Raw genomic sequence first — 18,022 nt, forward strand, 5'->3', positions numbered from 1 at the left:
AAAAAACGCCGCGGCCATCCGTGGCTGCGGCTCAGGGGAATCAGCCGCCTTCGTTGCAGTTGGTGGCGAACTTGCGGTAGGCCAGGCTGTGCGGCTGGCCATGGGAGTCCAGGTAATCCATACGTGCATTGACGATGCCGCAGTCGAAGGGCGACGCCGCCTCTTCCTGGATGGCAACGACCTTTTTCACGTCGAGCTTCTGGCCGTAGTGGTACTGCTCAACGGGCTGCGTGTCGGCAGCCTGGGCGCCGAAGCTGGCGAAGGCGGCAACGGCGGCGAAGAGGCAAGCGTTGGCGATCTGGATGGCTTTCATGGTGGTTCTCCTGTCCTGTGTCGGGTTTGGCTGGCGAAGGCTGTGTGCCTCGCCGTTGCTGCCCATTTCACGTTCAGGAGGTATCGGGCTTGTGTCGCGCAGGCCCTTGGTTTGCCGCGCCGGGTATCGGCGGCGGCTGTAGATACAGTGGAATACAAAGCACGGAAGGCAAGCGTGGCGCTGCGCTATAAACTCGCCTCAACCCACTGTGAATGAGGCACCGGCATGGACCATGTCGATCACGTACTGATCGTCGACGACGACCGCGAGATTCGCGAGCTGGTCGGCAACTACCTGAAGAAGAACGGCCTGCGCGTGAGCCTGGCGGCGGATGGCCGGCAGATGCGCGCCTTCCTCGACGCCAACTCGGTCGACCTGATCGTGCTCGACATCATGATGCCCGGCGACGACGGCCTGAAGCTGTGTCGCGAGCTGCGCGTGGGCAAGCACAAGTCCACACCGGTGCTGATGCTCACCGCGCGCAACGACGAGACCGACCGCATCATCGGCCTGGAGATGGGCGCCGACGACTACCTCACCAAGCCCTTCTCCGCCCGTGAGCTGCTCGCGCGGATCAACGCCGTGCTGCGCCGCACGCGCATGCTGCCGCCGAACCTGCAGGTCAGCGAGGCGAGCCGGCTGATCGGCTTCGGTCGCTGGAAGCTCGACACCACCGCGCGCCACCTGCTCGATGAAGACGGCACCCTGGTCGCCCTGAGCGGCGCCGAGTACCGCCTGCTGCGCGTGTTCGTCGATCACCCGCAGCGCGTGCTCAGCCGCGAACAATTGCTGAACCTCACGCAAGGCCGCGAGGCGGACATCTTCGATCGCTCCATCGACCTGCTGGTCAGCCGCCTGCGCCAGCGCCTGCTGGATGACGCCCGCGAACCCGCCTACATCAAGACGGTGCGCAGCGAAGGCTACGTCTTCGCCCTGGCCGTCGAACTGCTCGAGCCCAACGCATGAAATCCGTCCTGCACTGGCCGCGTACGCTGGCCGCGCGCCTGGCGCTGATCTTTCTCGCCGGGCTGGTGTTCGCCTACAGCCTGTCGTTCTGCTCGCAGTTCTACGAGCGCTACCAGAGTGCGCGCAGCATGATGCTGGGCAACCTGGAAACCGACGTCAGCACCGCCGTCGCACTGCTCGATCGCCTGCCGCTGGACGAACGCGAGCGCTGGCTGCCCATGGTCCAGCGCCCCAACTACCGCTACCGCCTGGATGGCGGCCAGCCCGGCGAGCCGATGAACATGGCGCAGGCGCCGATGGCGGCGACCTCCATCGCCGATGCCATCGGCCCGCGCTACGGGCTGCGCTTCGAGAACATCCCCGGCGCCACCCCGCACTTCCAGGTGCACCTGAAGCTCGCCGACGGCATGCCGCTGACCATCGACGTGACACCCAAGGGCGTGCCCGTGGCGCAGTGGCTGCCCTGGGTACTGATCGTCCAGTTGGCGCTGCTGCTGTTCTGCACCTGGCTTGCGGTGCGCCTGGCGATTCGCCCGCTGACGCGCCTGGCCCAGGCGGTGGATCATCTCGACCCGGACGCCCCGGCGCCGGAGCTGGACGAGCGCGGCCCCAGCGAAGTCGCCTACGCCGCCCGCGCCTTCAACGCGCTGCAGGGTCGTATCGGCTCGTACCTCAAGGAGCGCATGCAACTGCTGGCGGCTATCTCCCATGATCTGCAGACGCCCATCACGCGGATGAAACTGCGCGTCGAACAGATGGACGACTCGCCCGAACGCGAACGCCTGTGGAGCGATCTGGAAGAAATGCAGCATCTGGTCCGCGAGGGCGTGGCCTACGCCCGCAGCATGGACGGCGCCAGCGAGGCGGCGGTGAAGGTCAACCTCGACGCCTTTCTCGACAGCCTGGTGCTCGACTATCAGGACAGCGACCAGGCCGTGGAGCTGCTGGGCAGCAGCCATGCCGTACTGGAAACCCGCCCCCACGCGCTGCGCCGGGTGCTCACCAACCTGGTGGATAACGCGCTGAAGTTCGGCGGCTCCGCCCAGGTGGAGGTCGAGCGCGATGCCCAGGGTGTCGTGTGTATCCGTGTGCTCGACGACGGCCCCGGCATCCCCGAGGAAGAACTCACCGAAGTGCTGAAACCCTTCTACCGGGTGGAAAGCTCGCGCAACCGCGGCACCGGCGGCACCGGCCTGGGGCTGGCGATTGCACAGCAACTGAGCCAGGCCCTGGGCGGCACGCTGAGCCTGTCCAACCGCGCCACGGGCGGGCTGTGCGCGCAGCTGGAATTGCGCCCAGTCAGCTGAGGCTGCTCTTGAGAGAGATGTACACAGAGATACAAGACGGCCATCCCCGGACACATCCGGTATAAAGCCCCTCGCCAAGATGGCTCCACGAACAGCGGCGGCAACCCGCCCGCCGCGTTCCCCAAAGGAGCCTGCCATGAACCGTCCCGCCGAAAACGCCAGCCTGCATGGCTGGCGCCTGTTCTCCCTGCTGTCCGCCCTGGTGCTGCTCGCCACCGCATTGGCCCTGTGGAGCCAACCGCAATGGGTCGAGGCCCTGCGTAGCGCGATCCGCGTCACCGCCCGCACGTCCTTCGCACTGTTCCTCGCCACCTTTCTCGCCTCGTCCCTGATGGCATTGGTACCGAGCGGCTTCACCCGCGACCTGCTGCGTGAGCGACGCTTCCTCGGGCTGGCCTTCGCCTTCTCCCACGCCGTGCACGCGGTGCTGATCATCCTCTATGTGAAGTTCTTCCCCGAGACCTTCTGGCACGGCCGCAGCGCCGCCGCGAACATCCCCGGCTCCGTCGGCTATGTCTTCATCCTCCTGCTGACCCTCACATCCTTCCCCTACGCAGTGAGACTGCTCGGCGCCCGTACCTGGAAACTGCTGCACAGCACCGGCACCTGGGTGATCGCCGGGGTGTTCGTGCTCTCCTTCTACAAGCGCCTGCCGATGGGCTCCTGGTACCCGCTGGGCTTCGGCCTGATCTTCAGCGCCATCGCCTTCAAGCTCATCGCCAAGCTGGCCGTGCGCCTGCGCCGTGGCGCGCGCCCCGCCCTGCCGAACGCCTGACTCCGACTTCATCGACAACCGGGCTATCCGCCGCCCGGCCGCCCGAGCCTTGCCCACAACCTTGCCCAAGAGGTGCACCATGACCCTGCTGACCCTGAACCCGCTCAAGACCGCCTTCGACCAACTCGACCGCCTCGCCGCCTGGGGCTGGGACATTCCCCTGCGGCTGTTCCTGGCCTGGGAGTTCTTCGAGTCAGGCCTGGAGAAGTGGCACGGCGACAACTGGTTCGAACAGATCCACGCCAGCTTCCCCTTCCCCTTCAACCACTTCTCCGCCGGCTTCGACTGGCAGGTGTCGATGTGGGCCGAACTGATCGCACCGGTGTTGCTGCTCCTGGGGCTGGCAACCCGCTTCGCCTCGACCTCGCTGATCGTGGTGACCCTCGTCGCCATCGCCGCGGTGCACTGGCCGGCGCAGTGGTCGAGCCTAGCGGAACTGGCCCAGGGCTATTCGATCACCGACCACGGCTTCGGCAACTACAAGCTGCCGCTGATCTATCTGGTGGCGTTGTTGCCGCTGCTGCTCAAGGGTGCGGGCGCGCTGAGTGTGGATGGGTTGGTGCGGCGGTTCATGGGGACTTCGCGCATGGCCTGATCGGCTGCTGATTTTGACGAGAACCGGGCAACGCCCTCTCCTTGGGAGAGGGCGTTTTCGTTTGTCTGCAGGAAAGTTGTGCTGACTTGCAGAACCGAGCCTGGTCCCGCCCCGCGACAGGTTCCTACCCTACGACATACAAGCGAGCTTGCTCGCGAAGGGTGCTCCCGGCAGTTGCGGCGCTGGATCGGTTCGCGAGCAAGCTCGCTCCTACAAAAAGCAAAAAGCAAAAAGCAAAAAGATCCGACGCCGGGCATGGGCTGTTTCTGTTCAGGAAGCACCGGATACAACCGACCACTGTAGGAGCGAGCTTGCTCGCGAACGGTACTCCCGGCAGCTGCGGTGCTGGATCGGTTCGCGAGCAAGCTCGCTCCTACAAAAAGCCAAAAGATCCGGCGCCGGGCATGGGCCGTTTCTGTTCTGGAAACGCCGGGCACAGCCGAACGCTGTAGGAGCGAGCTTGCTCGCGAAGGGTTCTCCCGGCAGCTGCGGTGCTGGATCGGTTCGCGAGCAAGCTCGCTCCTACAAAAAGCCAGAAGATCCGGCGCCGGGCATGGGCCGTTTCTGTTCAGGAAACGCCGGGCACAGCCGAACGCTGTAGGAGCGAGCTTGCTCCCGAACGGTACTCCCGGCAGCTGCGGCGCTGGATCGGTTCGCGAGCAAGCTCGCTCCTACAATAAGCCAAAAGATCGTGCGCCGGGCATGGGCCGTTTCTGTTCAGGAAGCACCGGATACAACCGACCGCTGTAGGAGCGAGCTTGCTCGCGAAGGGTTCTCCCGGCAGTTGCGGCGCTGGATCGGTTCGCGAGCAAGCTCGCTCCTACAAAAAGGCAAAAGCAAAAAGCCCGCGCACCGATGGGGGTGCGCGGGCTGGGTTGTGAATAAAAATCTGATCAGGGAATGACGAACCCGATCTCGATATTGCCGCGAGTTGCCTTGGAATACGGGCAGATCTGATGCGCTTCGTCGACCAGCCTGGCCTTGTCCGCGGCGTCCAGCCCTGGCAGGTGCACGGTGAGCTGGGCGGCCAGGGCGAAGCCGCCGTCGGCGGTGTTGCCCAGGGAGACTTGCGCGTCCACCGCCACATCGGCCGGCAGGCGCAGGTTCAGCTTCTGCCCGGCGCGGCGCAAGGCGCCGATAAAACAGGCGGACCAACCGATGGCGAACAACTGCTCGGGGTTGCTGCCGGGGCGGCCCGAGCCAGGTGGGCTCAGCGGCAGGTCCAGCTCACCGTCGGTGGTCTGGCCGCGGCCGTCGCGGCCACCAGTGGTATGGGTGTGGGCGGTGTAGATCACGCTTGCCAGGGTGTCGGTCATGGCGCTTCTCCTTCAGGGGCGATGCAATGGGGGACGACGCGGTGCGGTGCAGTTGGGGCGGGTGCCGAGCACCACGCCTTGCTCTTTCAGGCTGCGCAGCAGGGCGATGCCCTGCTCTTCGATGGCGGCCAGTTCGATGCCGGCGATTTCCGCCAGCGCCTTGAGATGTTGGCGACCGGTAAGTTGCCATTGTTGCAGCGACACCAGCAGCGCATGGGCCAGCGGGGCCAGGCGCGAGAAGTGCACCTTCAGGTCCGCGCCGCGGCGTGCCAGCAGCAGTGTCGGCTCGGCCGGGGCTTGCTGCGGGACGTGTTCGGGGCCGATGTGGCTGACCGGCCAGGCGTAGGCCAGCGGCAGCGCGAGACTGGAGAGCTGCGGCACGCCGTCGAGCAGGTCGCCGTCTGGATCATGGGCCGGTTCGGTCTTGTCGCTGAGCAGCAGCGCGGTCTCGATCCATTCGTAGTGGGCCAGCTCGGCCACCCAGCCAGACTGCTCGCCGCGGCTTTCGAGGTACCCGACGAACTCGCCGGCGACCTCGGTGAACAGCGGCGTCTGGCAACGGAAGCCGGCGTAGAAATCCTCGGTCAGCGCTTGCCAGTGCTCGTGCGCGAGGCTGGCATGCAGCACCGGGAAATTGCCGGCCAGCAGCGATTGCAGGTTGCCGAAGAACAGCTGCCGGTACACCGCCAGGCGCCGCGCCTCGATGCCGGGCGGCGGCTCGTTGGCCTGCGGGTCGCGGATGAAGCGGGTCATGCGCAGTTGCTGTTCGCGCAGGGACTCAGCCATGGCGCACCTCCGGCTGGCGCGCGGCAGCCTGAATGCCGCGGATGTACTCCACCTCGCCGAGCAGCTCGGCCAGCGGAGGCAGGTTGAAGTCGCGTTCCAGCAGGGTCGGGACCGTGCCCAGATGCTGGTAGGCGCTGGCCAGCAGGCTCCAGACGTCGTCCTTTACGGCAGCGCCGTGGGTGTCGATCTTCAGGTCCGGCGCCTCGTCGTAGTGCCCGGCGACATGCAGGCAAACCACGCGCTCGGCCGGCACGCGTGCCAGGAATCCGGCAGCGTCGTAACCGTGGTTGTGGGCGTTGACGTAGAGGTTGTTGACGTCCAGCAGCAGGTCGCAGTCAGCCTCGCTGAGCACCGCGCGGAGGAAGTCGATTTCGCTCAGCGCCTGATAGGGCGCGGCGTAGTAGGAAATGTTTTCCACGGCGATACGACGGCCGAGGACGTCCTGCACCTCACGGATGCGCCCGGCGATGTGGCGCACGGCCTCGTCGGTGAAGGGCATGGGAATCAGGTCGTAGAGATGGCCATCGTCGGAGCAGTAGCTCAGGTGTTCGCTGAACAGCGACACCTGGTGCTGGTCGAGGAACTCGCGAACACGCCGCAGGAACACCTGGTCCAGCGGTTCCGGGCCGCCGAGGGACAGCGACAGCCCATGGCAGGACAGCGGGAAGCGTTCGGCCAGGCGCGCCAGGCCTTCGCCATAGGAACCGCCGACACCGATCCAGTTGTCCGGGGCGACTTCGAGGAAATCCACGGCGCGGTCGTCCATTTTCAGCAACTCGGGCAGCAGGGCGCGGCGCAGGCCGAGGCCGGCTCCATTGAGGGATGTGGTCATGGCGGTCTCCTGGGCGAAGTGCCCTCCCCGGCCAGCGGCGCGGGGAGGTCTGCGGGGAATGTCAGTTCCTGGCCTGGCTCAGCTTGCTGTACAGGTCGGCCGGGAACGGCTTGCCGTTGGCGTCGAACTGGTTCTTGCGGAACTGGTAGACCTCGGCTTCGGAGAGGTAGCCGTCGTGGTTGGCGTCGATCGCATCGAACTCGGCATTCGCCTTGGGTGCCACGGCCAGCAATTCGGCGCGGGAGACGCGACCGTCGTGGTCAGTGTCGGTACGGGCGAAGGAAGCGTCGCCACATTTGCCTTCACCGCACTTGCCCTCGGCGCCGTTGGCCTTGGCCTGAGCGCCGTCGGCACCGCATTTGCCTTCGCCGCACTTGCCTTCAGTCTGGCTGGCCTTGGTTTGCTTGGCGGCGCCGCACTTGCCCTCGCCACACTTACCCTCCCCGGCCTTGGCGGCGGAAGCCAGCTGGTAGCCCTGCGGCAGGGCTTCGACGGCGAAGGCGGAAGACGCCATGTTCAGGCCGCCGGCCAGGGCGACAGCGATCAGGCCCAGTTGGGATTTCGAGAGTCGAGTCATTGTGCTTCTCCAGATGCTGAGGCGCGTTGTGCGCCGGGTCATGCCGCGAGGGCGAATCCCTGGAACGATGCTCTGGAGGGTTTCCCTGCCGTCGCGTGTTTCGTTCGGGTAGGGCTATTTCGCCGCAACGATGTATCGCGGGCGTATCGGCGACTGGAGGCTTTTGTATGCGTGTGTCCGCTCAGGGAGCGGCAGATACAAAGCAATACAAGCGGCAGGAATCTGGGGCGGGGAGGTTCGCGAGCAAGCTCGCTCCTACAGGTCACCGGTCAGCATGCAAGGCTCTTTGTAGGAGCGAGCTTGCTCGCGAACCGGCATGGCCACGTCGTAGAGGCGGCCGAAAAGAAAGGGCCGCAGAGCGGCCCGATCCTACAAAGGCAGGAAGATCAGCTCGCGCGCTTGGCAGCGATGGCGGTGACTTCGACCTTCATGCCTTCCACCGCCAGCTCGGCGATACCAACGGCAGCGCGAACCGGGTAGGGCTTGGCGAAGAAGCTGCAGTACACCTCGTTGAACGCTGCACGGTCGGCCATGCTGGTGAGGTAGATGGTCAGGTGCAGCACGTGGTCCAGGCCACTGCCGGCCTTTTCCAGGGCGATTTGCAGGCTGCGCAGGGTGGCTTCGCTCTGAGCCTTGATATCGCCCAGTTCCAGGCTGCCGTCCTCAAGGGTGGGGATCTGCGTGGAAACCAGCAGGCCGCCGAAGCCGGCGACGTCGGAGGAGATGGATTCGGGGTCCGCGTCCGGGATGAAGGTTGGCGTCATGGGACAAATCTCTGCTGTCGGTGAATGGGACACGTCGCCGCACCAGGTGTGGCGGCCGGGTCGCGCAGCTTAGCTGTATCGCCCCGCCACGCGCCATGTCACCGTGCCCGCAGCCCCCGGGAACAGTGACATCGGCTATATCCGCAGAACTTCCGGATTAATTATGTCAATTGGACCAATGTCCTGATTATTACAGTTTGAGACATAGACCTTTTCATAATCCGTGATTTAAACAGCGAACTCTTTGGGCATTATGACGTCGGCTCTTCCGCGTCTGGAGCAATTCGCGGGGGAATTAAAAGCCAGTTAACTGCAACAATGCCAACGCAACTTCCTGCGACTTTCCGCCGTGGTCAAGCCATGTTCGGATTCATTGTGCCTGCCTATAAAAACGTCCGGTTCTCACGCTATTCATCGAGCCGGTCCTCCAAGACTCTAGGGGCAATATCCATGAAGCACCTCAAACGCAGCGCCATCGTGCTCGCTGTTTCCGCCGCCGCCAGCCAGTTCGCCAGCGCCGAGCCCTTCGTCTCCGCCCAGGCCGATGCCAAGGGCTTCGCCGAAGACGCCAAGTTCGACGTTCTGCTGCGCAACCAGTACTACGACCACGACGGCAAGAACGGCGGAGCCGACAACCGCGACTGGACCCAGGGCTTCCTGGCGAACTTCTCCTCCGGCTACACCCAGGGCACCGTCGGCTTCGGCGTGGATGCGTTCGGCTACCTGGGCATCAAGCTCGACGCCGGCCGCGGCCGCGCGGGCACCGGCAACCTGCCGGTGGGCAACGACGGCAAGCCGGACGACGACTACGGCAAGGCCGGTGGCGCGCTGAAGGTGCGTATCTCCAGGACCGAACTGAAATTCGGCGACATGCAGCCGACCGCTCCGGTATTCGCCGCTGGCGGCACCCGTCTGCTTCCGCAGACCGCCTCGGGCTTCAACCTGCTGAGCAGCGAGATCGAAGGCCTGGACCTCGAAGCCGGCCACTTCACCTCCGGCACCAGCCCGATCACCACCGCCCGTGATGGTGGCATCTACGCCACCTACGCTGACGTCGAAGCCAACAGCGCCGACTTCATCGGCGGCAAGTACGCGATCAACGACAACCTCAGCGTGTCGCTGTACGGCTCGGAACTCGAAGACGTCTGGCGCCAGTACTACGGCAACCTGAACTGGCTGCTGCCGGTGGCCGACGACCAGTCGCTGGGCTTCGACTTCAACATCTACCGCACCAACGACTACGGCCAGGCCAAGGCCGGCGAGATCAGCAACACCACCTGGTCGCTGGCTGCCGCGTACTCCTTCCTGCAGGCGCACACCGTCACCCTGGCCTACCAGAAAGTGCACGGCGATACCCCGTTCGACTATGTCGGATTCGGCGACAACGGCGCCGGCGCAGGCGGTGACTCGATCTTCCTCGCCAACTCCGTGCAGTACTCCGACTTCAACGGCCCGGGCGAGCGCTCCTGGCAGGTCCGCTACGACCTGGCGATGGACACCTACGGCGTACCGGGCCTGAGCTTCATGGCCCGCTACATCAACGGCACCGGCATCGACGGCAGCCACATGGACTCCGACAGCAAGTACCTGGGCTACGGCTATGGCGAGGACGGCAGCCACCACGAGACCGACCTGGAAGCCAAGTACGTCGTGCAATCGGGCCCGGCCAAGGACCTGTCCTTCCGCCTGCGCCAGGCCTTCCACCGCTCCAACGGCGACCAGGCCGAAGACGACAACAACGAGCTGCGCCTGATCGTCGATTACCCGCTGTCGATCCTGTAATTCAGCACGGATAATTTGTGCGGCCAAAGCACGGGGCAACTTTCGGATTCATCTGAAAGTTTGCCCCGTGTTCAGGTGAGATTATTACGTCCGCGCAGAAAGTCTCTTCTCGGAATAACGGTTTATCCCGCCCGGGCAACTTTCTAGAATGACCCCATCTTCCCGCTTCCGCACTTTCCCTGCGGAAGACAACTCCTGACGTTGATATTGTGATTGCTCCTTCGACGTCCTTCGAGCCGCTCCTCTGGAGCGGCTTTTTTTATGCCCGGGATTTATCGCCCGAACAGCAACTGAACAAAAATTGATCGAACCTTCTGCTCCAGCGGTCCAACTTCAGGACAACGCGCCAATTCCGCCCGCGACCCCAGGAGGCACCTCATCATGAGCGCAATGACCCTCGAAGGCTGGTGCAAGACCAGCGCCGAACAGAAGCCCACGCCGCTGGAAGACATCCGTTTCCACCTGACCGCCAACGACCGCCTGCACCTGGAACAGGCAGAGGTCTACCTGCAGGAAAACGGCCAGCGGGAAATGATGGTCGACACCGACCTCGATACCCTCGACCTGCACATGCCCGAAGGCTACGGACCGCTGGCCGACTGCATGTTCCGCGTGTACCTGGGCGGTGCCGAGCAACGCGGACAGTTCCACCTCGTCGGCCACCGCGCCAGCGACGGCAGCCTGATCTACACCAACGCCGTGCTGATCGACCAGTTGCTCAACTGACGCCGACTTCGCCCGCCGGCAGCCCGGCGGGCGGCGCGCGCTCGTCGCCGATGTCGCAGGTGGAGATTGTGGCCGCTCGCCTGCCCGTGATTTCATAAAGCCAGCTGCGTCCGACTGCCGCACCAGCGGTTCGGACTACAATCCAGAACAACGCCCATCCTCCGTTGAAGAAGCTGCTATCGGATGCGAACTTCCAGTAATCCTGGGGTAAAGGAGTACGGGCGATACGACGGCCTGCTGCGTCTCGCCCGCCACGCAGGTGGCGCTTGCGCCGTCCTGCTCATCGACATGCGCGGCCAGCTGCTTGGCCAACTCGGCATCGACGGTGCCGGCGCGCTCTCCCTGGCCACCCTGCTTTCCCTGAATGCCGCCACCAGTCCCCTGAAGCACCAGGGCCAGTCCCTCAACCTGCTCGCCAGCCAGACGCTGCGCGACCAGGAAGGCTTCCCCCAGGCACGCCTGGTACTGCTCGGCAACCCTGACCAGGCGCTCAGCCAGGAGCAGCAGGCCCTGCTCGCCGATGTGCTGGAACTGGGCGAAGCCCTGCTCGACCACGCGCCGCACAAGGAGAGCGAGCAGCGCATGGCCCTTGCGGTGGACGGCAGCGGCACCGGCATCTGGGATCGCCACGTGCCCAGCGGCGAGATCCACTACTCCAGCGCCTGGAAGTCCCTGCTGGGCTACGGCGAGGACGAGATCGGCAGCCGCATCGAGGACGCCTACACCCGCATACACCCCGATGACCTCGACTACGTGCAGGCCACCATGCGCGAGCACTTCGAGGGCCGCAGCGAGGCCTACGAGGTGGAGCATCGCCTGCAGCACAAGGATGGCCACTACATCTGGGTCTGCAGCCGCGGCAAGGTGGTGGAACGCGACGCCGCCGGCAACGCCCTGCGCATGCTCGGCACCACCACCGACATCACGGCCCTGCGCGGCATGGCCGAGCAATTGCGCGAGAGCGTGGAACTGCTCACCGACCTGACCAACGAAATCCCCGGCATGGTCTTCCAGTTCCGCCGCCGCCCCGACGGCACGGGCACCTTCCCCTACGTCAGCGCCGGGGTGATGGACATCTACGGGATTCCCGCCGAGCAGATGCGCCACGACGCGATATTTCTGCGCGACCTGATCCACCCCGAGGACCTGCCCTCCTGCCTCGCTTCGCTGGAAACCTCCGCCAACCAGCTGCAACCCTGGCGGCACGAATACCGCGTGCAGATCGCCGGGCGCGGCACCCTCTGGCGCCAGGGCAACGCCCACCCCAAGCGCCTGGCCGACGGCAGCCTGATCTGGCATGGCTTCATCACCGACATCACCGAACGCAAACGCATCGAAGCCGAGCTGCAGGTGCTGGCTACCACCGACTTCCTCACGCAACTGCCCAACCGTGGCCACTTCATGCGCCTGATCGAGGCCGAGCTGGGCCGCGTGCAGCGCTCGGCGACGCACCAGGCGGCGATCCTGATGTGCGACATCGACCACTTCAAGGCGATCAACGACCGCTGGGGCCACGCCGTGGGTGACGAGGCCCTGCGCCACTTCGCCAGCATCCTCGGCCGCGACATCCGCCGCGTCGACTTCGCCGGGCGCATGGGCGGCGAGGAATTCGCCGTAGTGCTGGGCGATGCCGATATCGCCGCCGCCCAGGTCTTCGCCCAACGCCTGCAGCAGCAATTACGCGAGCAGCCGCTACTGCAGAGTGGCCAGCGCATTCCGCTGAGCATCAGCATCGGTATCGCCACCCTGGAGGCCGCCGATGCCTCCGCCGAGGCCGGTCTTTCCCGCAGCGACAGCGCGCTCTACCGGGCCAAGCAGAACGGCCGCAACCGCATCGAGTGCCACTGATCGGACGTCACGCTGGCAAACCCGCGAGGCAGAGCGCGCCGCTCGCGGGGCGTTGCCGATCCTGAACGGCAGCCATGAAAAAATGTGCAGAATTTTTCACCATTATGAACCAGCGTTTTAAATAATGGACTTTTCAGCACTCTTGGATATTTACAAAAATCCTTTAAAAACAATTAGATAAAATAATTGTAGGACAGGATTTCGGCCATTATTTTTGACGCCCTCCGTCGAATTCGTTTGACATATTTAACGGCTCTGGCAGGCTGGTAGGCAGGTTTCGACCGGGAAACTTCGCCTTCTGTGCGCTCCCGGCAGTGCTCGGGGCCTCAGGTAGCGCGCCTTTCCGCTGCGCGCCTGCACAAAAACGATGGGCTGCAGCTCGTCCAAAGGTGACATATGTCCAACAGCAACATTGGCAACAAGAAACAGACCCTCCGAAAACCCGTCGTCCTGATGTCCATGGGCAGCCAAGAGCGCAAAGGCCACGACTATCAGGTAATGACCCACAAATACATCGTGCCCCTGGTCGAACAGTCCGATTGCGTGCCGGTACTGGTACCGACCTGCTGCGGCATCGAAGACCTCGAGCAGTACCTGGACATGGCTGACGGCGTGTACCTGACCGGCGCCGGCAGCAACATCGATCCGACCCTGTATGGCCAGGAGAACGAAACTCCCGGCAAGGGCCAGGACAAGGACCGCGACAACTTCGACATCCCGCTGATCAAGGCCGCCATCGCCCGTGGCCTGCCGATCTTCGGCGTGTGCCGCGGCATGCAGGAAATCAACGTGGCCCTGGGCGGCGATATCTACCAGAAGGTCTACGCCGAGCCCGGTTTCAATGATCATCGCGAGAATCCCGAAGACCCGGTCGACGTGCAGTACAGCCAGGTCCACGGCGTTCGCCCGGTTGCAGGCAGCTGGCTGCAGCGGCTGCTGGGTGACGAGATCCGCGTCAACTCGCTGCATGGCCAGGGCCTGAAAAACCTGGGCAAGGGCATCGAAGCCATCGCCCACGCCGAAGACGGCCTGGTCGAGGCGATCCATGCGCCGACGCTGTCGCCCTTCCTCTTCGCGGTGCAGTGGCACCCGGAGTGGCAAGCCGCGAAGAACCCCGACTCGGTGAAGATCTTCCAGGCGTTCGGCGATGCTTGCCGTCAGCAGGTGAAGAAGAAGCAGGCTCGCCAGCTGGCTGCCTGATCCGCCTTCCGCGTCATGAAAAAGCCCGGCCCCTGTGCCGGGCTTTTTCTTTGACGATCCCGGCTGCGGCATACCCGTTCATCGATGGGTATCGCTTCGCTCCACACCATCCTACGTCCGGTTCCGCCGGCCATGATGGAGCGTGGTCGTAGGATGGGTGGAGCCTAGGCGATACCCATGCGGAAAACGTCATCAGCCGCGCGAATGGCACACCCTGCACGCCCTTGAGGGCGCCTCGGGCTAACCTTGGCGGTCAGCGATTACGCTTGACCGACCAAGGAACAGCCATGAGCAACGACCTTTTCTCCCTCTCCGGCAAGACCGTGCTGGTCACCGGTGCCTCCAGCGGTATCGGCGCCCATCTGGCGCGCGTGGCTGCACAGGCTGGCGCCCGTGTAGTGCTCGCGGCTCGACGCACCGAGCGCTTGGCGCAACTGGCAGAAGCGATCCGCGCCGAGGGCGGCGAGGCCCATGCCGTGGCATTGGACGTGACTGACCGCGCCAGTGTCGAGGCGGCGTTCGACAGCGCCGAGGCGCAGTTCGGCGTGGTCGATGTGGTGCTCAACAATGCCGGCATCGGCAACGGCCAGCGTGCGCTGGAGGTCAGCGAAGACGACTGGCGCGCCATGCTCTCCACCAACCTCGACGGCGTCTGGCGCGTCGCCCAGTGCGCGGCACAGCGCCTGGCCAAGGCCGGGTGCGGCGGCAGCATCGTCAACATCGCCTCGATCCTCGGCCTGCGCGTGGGCGGCGGCTACAGCCACTACTGCGCGGCCAAGGCCGGCGTGGTGCAGTTGAGCAAATCCCTGGCGCTGGAGCTGGCGCGCTTCAACGTGCGGGTCAATGCCATCGCCCCGGGCTATTTCAAGACCGAGATGAACGACGCCTACTTCGACAGCGACAAGGGCCAGGCCTACATCCGCGATACCGTGCCGATGCGCCGCCTCGGCCAACTGCAGGAGCTGGAAGGCCCCTTCCTGCTACTGGCCAGCGACGCCGGTGCCTTCATGACCGGCGCCGTGCTGGCCGTGGACGGCGGACACCTGGTGAGCAGTCTCTAGAGCGCACTGACCAGGCCACCGCCCAGCGCCCCCAGCAGCACCAGCGCCCAGGGCGGCAGGCGGCCACTGAGCAGTGCCAGCAAGGCCAGTGCGACCAGGGCAATGTCGAGCAGGCCGACGATGGTCTCGCTGCCGATGGGATGGATCAGCGCCGCCAGCAACAGCCCGACCACGGCGGCGTTTATCCCGGCCAGCGCCGCGCGCAGGCGACGCTGGTGGCGCAGGCTCTCCCAGAGCGGCAAGGCGCCGAGTACCAGCAGGAACGACGGCAGGAAAATCGCCACCAGGCACAGCAGCGCGCCTACCGCGCCGCCGGGTTCGGCGATGGTTGCGCCGAGGTAGGCGGCAAAGGTGAACAGCGGCCCCGGCAATGCCTGTGCCGCGCCATAGCCGGCGAGGAAGGTCCGCGCATCAATCCAGCCGGTATCCACCGTCGCGCTCTGCAACAATGGCAGCACCACGTGCCCTCCACCAAAGACCAGGCTGCCGACACGGTAGAAGGCGTCGAACTGCTCCAGCCATGGCCAACGCCACGCTGCCGCCAGCAACGGCAGAAGCGCCAGCAAGGCGAGGAACAGCAGCAGGTAGACACCGCCACGGCGCCGCGACATCGAATGAACAGGCCCTACTGAGTCGCTCGCAGGCGCCGGCCGCAGCCAGGCCATGCCGAGCAGCGCGGCCCCCAGGATCACCAGCATCTGCACGGTCACCCCGGGCCAACGCAACGCCACGACGGTCACTCCCATCATCAGTCCCTGGCGCTGCCAGTCCGGACAAAGCGCTTTGGCCATACCCCAGACGGCATGAGCCACCACCGCGACCGACACCAGCATCAGCCCGTGCAGTGCCTCCGCCGGCAGCCATTGGCCGTACCGCGAAAGCCCCAGGGCGACCAACAGCATCAGCAAGGCCGACGGCAGAGTGAAGCCAACCCAGGCCGCCAGCGCGCCCCACTGCCCCGCGCGCAACACCCCCAGAGCCATACCCAACTGGCTGCTGGCGGGGCCTGGGAGGAACTGGCAGAGGGCGATGAGATCGGCGTAGTGCGGCTCGTCCAGCCAGCGCCGCCGGCACACGAACTCCTCGCGGAAGTAACCCAGGTGCGCCACCGGCCCGCCAAAGGAGGTCAGGCCCAGGCGCAGGAAGATCAGGAAGACGGTCCAGAGGGAATCGCGCGGCGTCGCTTCGGTCATGGCTGAGGATCAAGGGAAACCAGCCAGGCAGTCTGGCACCTCGATGTTGCAGTGCAAGTCACTTGCCCAGTTCGCGAATCCGCTGTTCGAGGAAGCGCCGTTCCGGCTCCAGCTTCGCCAGCTCCAGGGCGCGCTCGTAGGCTTCGCGCGCCCGGGCGTTGCGCCCCAGGCGACGCAGGAAGTCGGCGCGGGCCGCGTGGGCCAGGTGGTAATCCTGCAACTCACCGCGGGCAAGGATGGCATCGACCTGCGCCAGCCCGGCTTCCGCTCCGTCGCGCATGGCCAGCGCCACCGCACGATTGAGCTCGATCACCGGCGAAGGCTGCATCGCCAGCAGGAGGTCATAGAGACCGACGATCTCCACCCAGTCGGTGCTGGCCATGTCGGCAGCAGCGGCGTGCACGGCCGATATCGCCGCCTGCAAGGTGTACGGGCCGACGCGGCGGGTGGCGAGTGCAGCACTGATCAGTTGCTGCCCTTCCTGGATCAGCGCGCGGTTCCAGCGCGAGCGGTCCTGGTTTTCCAGCAGTATCAGTTCGCCGTCCTCGGCGGTGCGCGCCTCGCGCCGCGACTCGTGCAGCAGCATCAGCGCCAGCAGGCCCATCACCTCGGCCTCCGGCAGCAGTTCGAGCAGTTGCCGGCCCAGGCGGATGGCTTCGGCGGAGAGGTCGGTGCGGGTCAGCGAGTCGCCGGCCGAGGCCGAATAGCCCTCGTTGAACACCAGGTAAATGACCCGCAGCACACTGGCCAGGCGCTCCGGCAGCTCGGCGGCTTCCGGCACCTGGTAGGGAATCTGCGCGTCGCGGATCTTCGCCTTGGCGCGCACGATGCGCTGGGCGATGGTCGAGGGGGCGGCGAGGTAGGCGCGGGCAATTTCCTCGGTCTTCAGGTCGCAGACTTCGCGCAGGGTCAGCGGCACCTGCGAGTCCGCCGGCAACGCCGGGTGGCAGCAGGTGAAGATCAGCCGCAGGCGGTCGTCCTCGACACTTTCATCGGCCAGTTCCTCCACCGATTGCGCGTCGATCTCCAGTTGCTCGGCAATCTGTGCCAGGGATGCGTCGAAGCGCGAACGGCGGCGCAGCCCATCGATGGCCTTGAAGCGCCCGGCGGAGACCAGCCAGGCGCGCGGGTTGGCCGGCACGCCGTCCCGCCGCCATTGCTCCACGGCGGCGACGAAGGCCTCATGCAACGCCTCCTCGGCCAGGTCGAAATCACCCAGCAGGCGGATCAGCGTGGCCAGCACCCGGCGCGATTCACGGCGGTAGACCTCGTCGACTTTGTCGCGCAGGGGCTGGGGCGCGTAATCGTGCATGGGCCGAAGATCCTTGGCGTAGGAAAGGTCTGCCTATCCTGCACGGGTTTTCGTCACCGAGGGAAATCATCGGACAGGTGTTCGGCCCGAGAGGGTTGCGGGGTGTTTCGGATGGCGCGACATCCCCTGTAGGAGCGAGCTTGCTCGCGAACCCGCTTCACGCCGGAACTGTCGGGTAATGCGTTCGCGAGCAAGCTCGCTCCTACAAGTCGAGGTCGGGCTCACGGCTTGGCATCGAAGAGCAACTGCCCCGTGGCCGGATCGAAGGGAATCGAGAAGTGCTCATGGGCGATCTTCCACTGCCCCGCCTCACGGCGCAGGCCGACCGTCACTCGCGCCCAGGAGGCGTTGTGCTGGCCCTTGTCGTCGGTGCCGCCGCAGTAGGCGAGATAGTGCCCAAAGGCCGTATCGCCGCCGCTCTCGAAGCTCAGCTGATGGATCTCGAAAGTCGGTTCCCTGCACATCTGCGTGCAGTCGCGCCAATGGCTGGCGTAGGCCTCGACACCCTGGAATTGCAGTTGCTTCACCGCATCGAAGGCAAGGATGTCACGGGTGTAGTGGCGGGTGATGCCTTCCACGTCGGAGGCGCGCACGGACTTCAGCCAGCTTTCCAGCAGCGCGTGAAGTTCGGCGTGGGCGGCGTTGTTTTCGACGGCAGTCATGGAATGT

General features: G+C 65.2%; 18 protein-coding genes. 9 read left to right on the forward strand and 9 right to left on the reverse strand.

Annotated elements, in window-relative coordinates; all coding sequences use genetic code 11:
* Positions 1-40 precede the first annotated feature (40 nt).
* Complete coding sequence (locus N5C91_RS23115; RefSeq protein WP_236174836.1) at positions 41-313, reverse strand: DUF2790 domain-containing protein; 273 nt, start codon at positions 311-313, stop codon at positions 41-43.
* A gap of 225 nt (positions 314-538) precedes the next feature.
* Between N5C91_RS23115 and N5C91_RS23120 the strand changes: the two genes are divergently transcribed.
* The 4 genes from N5C91_RS23120 (at position 539) to N5C91_RS23135 (ending at position 3,956) form a co-directional block, all read left to right on the forward strand.
* Complete coding sequence (locus N5C91_RS23120; RefSeq protein WP_024767564.1) at positions 539-1,279, forward strand: response regulator; 741 nt, start codon at positions 539-541, stop codon at positions 1,277-1,279.
* Positions 1,276-2,586 carry a HAMP domain-containing sensor histidine kinase gene (locus N5C91_RS23125; RefSeq protein ID WP_279832247.1) on the forward strand — a complete coding sequence of 437 codons (1,311 nt, stop codon included), beginning with the start codon at positions 1,276-1,278 and terminating at the stop codon, positions 2,584-2,586. The genes N5C91_RS23120 and N5C91_RS23125 overlap by 4 nt, the downstream gene beginning before the upstream one ends.
* Positions 2,587-2,722: 136 nt before the next feature.
* Positions 2,723-3,361, forward strand: a complete 639-nt coding sequence (locus N5C91_RS23130) for a ferric reductase-like transmembrane domain-containing protein (RefSeq protein ID WP_279832248.1) — start codon at positions 2,723-2,725, stop codon at positions 3,359-3,361.
* A gap of 79 nt (positions 3,362-3,440) precedes the next feature.
* On the forward strand, positions 3,441-3,956 hold the full coding sequence (locus N5C91_RS23135; protein ID WP_279832250.1) for a DoxX family protein: 516 nt from the start codon (positions 3,441-3,443) through the stop codon (positions 3,954-3,956).
* 893 nt (positions 3,957-4,849) lie between these two features.
* Here the strand turns inward: N5C91_RS23135 and N5C91_RS23140 are convergent.
* The 5 genes from N5C91_RS23140 to N5C91_RS23160 form a co-directional block, all read right to left on the reverse strand.
* Positions 4,850-5,272: an organic hydroperoxide resistance protein gene (locus N5C91_RS23140; protein ID WP_279832251.1), complete on the reverse strand. Its 423-nt coding sequence runs from the start codon at positions 5,270-5,272 to the stop codon at positions 4,850-4,852.
* A gap of 12 nt (positions 5,273-5,284) precedes the next feature.
* Positions 5,285-6,058, reverse strand: a complete 774-nt coding sequence (locus tag N5C91_RS23145; RefSeq protein WP_279832252.1) for a putative DNA-binding domain-containing protein — start codon at positions 6,056-6,058, stop codon at positions 5,285-5,287.
* Complete coding sequence (locus N5C91_RS23150) at positions 6,051-6,890, reverse strand: DUF692 domain-containing protein (RefSeq protein WP_279832253.1); 840 nt, start codon at positions 6,888-6,890, stop codon at positions 6,051-6,053. The genes N5C91_RS23145 and N5C91_RS23150 overlap by 8 nt, the downstream gene beginning before the upstream one ends.
* Positions 6,891-6,951: 61 nt before the next feature.
* Entirely contained in the window at positions 6,952-7,467 is a 516-nt protein-coding gene (locus tag N5C91_RS23155; protein WP_279832254.1) for a hypothetical protein, read from the reverse strand.
* A gap of 386 nt (positions 7,468-7,853) precedes the next feature.
* Positions 7,854-8,231 (reverse strand): RidA family protein, encoded by a 378-nt coding sequence (locus tag N5C91_RS23160; RefSeq protein WP_236174828.1) that lies wholly within the window; start codon positions 8,229-8,231, stop codon positions 7,854-7,856.
* A gap of 450 nt (positions 8,232-8,681) precedes the next feature.
* Between N5C91_RS23160 and N5C91_RS23165 the strand changes: the two genes are divergently transcribed.
* From N5C91_RS23165 to N5C91_RS23185, 5 genes are all read left to right on the forward strand, one after another.
* Positions 8,682-10,013 (forward strand): OprD family porin, encoded by a 1,332-nt coding sequence (locus N5C91_RS23165; RefSeq protein WP_279832256.1) that lies wholly within the window; start codon positions 8,682-8,684, stop codon positions 10,011-10,013.
* 381 nt (positions 10,014-10,394) lie between these two features.
* Positions 10,395-10,739 carry a hypothetical protein gene (locus N5C91_RS23170; RefSeq protein WP_279832257.1) on the forward strand — a complete coding sequence of 115 codons (345 nt, stop codon included), beginning with the start codon at positions 10,395-10,397 and terminating at the stop codon, positions 10,737-10,739.
* A gap of 183 nt (positions 10,740-10,922) precedes the next feature.
* Positions 10,923-12,587 carry a sensor domain-containing diguanylate cyclase gene (locus tag N5C91_RS23175; RefSeq protein WP_279832258.1) on the forward strand — a complete coding sequence of 555 codons (1,665 nt, stop codon included), beginning with the start codon at positions 10,923-10,925 and terminating at the stop codon, positions 12,585-12,587.
* 396 nt (positions 12,588-12,983) lie between these two features.
* On the forward strand, positions 12,984-13,787 hold the full coding sequence (locus N5C91_RS23180) for a type 1 glutamine amidotransferase (RefSeq protein ID WP_236174824.1): 804 nt from the start codon (positions 12,984-12,986) through the stop codon (positions 13,785-13,787).
* Positions 13,788-14,074: 287 nt separating this feature from the next.
* A complete protein-coding gene (locus tag N5C91_RS23185; protein WP_279832259.1) occupies positions 14,075-14,848 on the forward strand; it encodes an SDR family NAD(P)-dependent oxidoreductase in 774 nt (257 codons plus the stop codon).
* Here the strand turns inward: N5C91_RS23185 and chrA are convergent.
* The 3 genes from chrA to N5C91_RS23200 form a co-directional block, all read right to left on the reverse strand.
* Entirely contained in the window at positions 14,845-16,041 is a 1,197-nt protein-coding gene (chrA, locus tag N5C91_RS23190) for a chromate efflux transporter (RefSeq protein ID WP_279832260.1), read from the reverse strand. The genes N5C91_RS23185 and chrA overlap by 4 nt on opposite strands.
* Before the next feature lie 58 nt (positions 16,042-16,099).
* Complete coding sequence (locus tag N5C91_RS23195) at positions 16,100-17,353, reverse strand: RNA polymerase sigma factor (protein WP_279832262.1); 1,254 nt, start codon at positions 17,351-17,353, stop codon at positions 16,100-16,102.
* Between the two features lie 221 nt (positions 17,354-17,574).
* The gene (locus N5C91_RS23200) at positions 17,575-18,015 is read right to left on the reverse strand and encodes a nuclear transport factor 2 family protein (protein WP_279832264.1); all 441 of its coding nucleotides are present in this window, start codon (positions 18,013-18,015) and stop codon (positions 17,575-17,577) included.
* Between the last annotated feature and the right edge of the window lie 7 nt (positions 18,016-18,022).

It is taken from the genome of Pseudomonas sp. GD03903, from assembly GCF_029840045.1.
Lineage (GTDB): Bacteria > Pseudomonadota > Gammaproteobacteria > Pseudomonadales > Pseudomonadaceae > Pseudomonas > Pseudomonas pseudonitroreducens.